At 38.9% G+C, this 239-nt stretch carries 1 pseudogene; it reads right to left on the bottom strand.

The features are described from left to right. A pseudogene (locus ACFIK8_RS12700) lies at positions 1-239 on the bottom strand (carboxynorspermidine decarboxylase); the annotation flags it as partial.

Raw genomic sequence — 239 nt, 5'->3', positions numbered from 1 at the left:
TAACGACAATGGCAGGCATTTGAAGGCCATTAAACCAGTTCTTTTTGACCATTGTATAGCCTGCAGCATCTTGAAAAGATAATCTATCACCTATTTTAAGGGGTTCAGGGAACCGAAATGTTCCAAAAATATCACCAGCAAGACAAGATTTTCCGCAAACCATAATTTCATGGGGACCTTGATTGGGTTCTAGTTTGGCGTTTTCACGATAAATTAAAAGATCAAGCATATGGGCTTCT

Source organism: Bartonella sp. MR168JLCBS (assembly GCF_042194175.1).
The sequence above is the reverse complement of the archived record's forward strand: the minus strand, read 5'-3'. Positions and strand labels throughout refer to the sequence as shown.